Below are 741 nucleotides of genomic sequence, written 5' to 3'. Positions count from 1 at the left end.
CTCTGTTCCGGAGGACACTTCATCTCCAGATTCTGTTCCTCCTCCTTCTGCCCCTGTTGAACCAAAGCCTTCTGGGTCTTCTGACCCTTTGGATTCCTCGTCTAATCTCCAAATTAGAGCTGTTGTTCCACAGGTTCCAACTTATCTTCTTTTGCCAAATGCCTTATTTCATGCTGGTTTAGTGGATATGACCGCGCAAAATAAGACATTAGAGACAATGCGGAATGCTTTTCATTCCTTTGGGAAGGATAATGAAAAGACAGCCTTTTTTCTGCATGCTTATGGTGGTAGCCATCATTATGCTTCCAACTTATCTGCTTTTGAATATGGCTATGGTGCTGAGCTCGATTATAATGCATTCGAAGCAGGTGTTTTGTTAAACGAGATTGAGAGTTTATATGGTTGTACATTCTTTGGAGTTATGGGGTCTTACGGAAACCTTTCTCTAACCCCTCAGGATGTTGAACAAAGCAAAAAGAGTGCATTTGATAAATGGTCTGTTTCTGCCTATGGAAGTCTGAAGCATGATACGGGTTTTTATATAGATGGGGTGGTATCGTATGGACTTTTTAAGGGAGATGTTTTGACCCTTGCACGGGGTAAGGTTGTGGCATTAAAGGGTAAACAGTTTGCGGTTCTTTAACGAGTGGCAGAACGTTTTCAACAGGGTATAAAGGTGTTGTTTTTGATCCGCAGATTCAGATTGTTTATCAGCATCTTCAGTTTAATCAGGCGCGTGAT

Annotated in this window: 1 pseudogene; it reads left to right on the top strand. The window is 41.8% G+C overall.

The features are described 5' to 3' along the window. Positions 1 to 741: pseudogene (locus tag ACFIJZ_RS09990) on the top strand (autotransporter outer membrane beta-barrel domain-containing protein); the annotation flags it as partial.

Origin of the sequence: Bartonella sp. CL70QHWL (assembly GCF_042194855.1) — a bacterium.
Taxonomy (GTDB): Bacteria; Pseudomonadota; Alphaproteobacteria; order Rhizobiales; family Rhizobiaceae; genus Bartonella.
The sequence above is the reverse complement of the archived record's forward strand: the minus strand, read 5'-3'. Positions and strand labels throughout refer to the sequence as shown.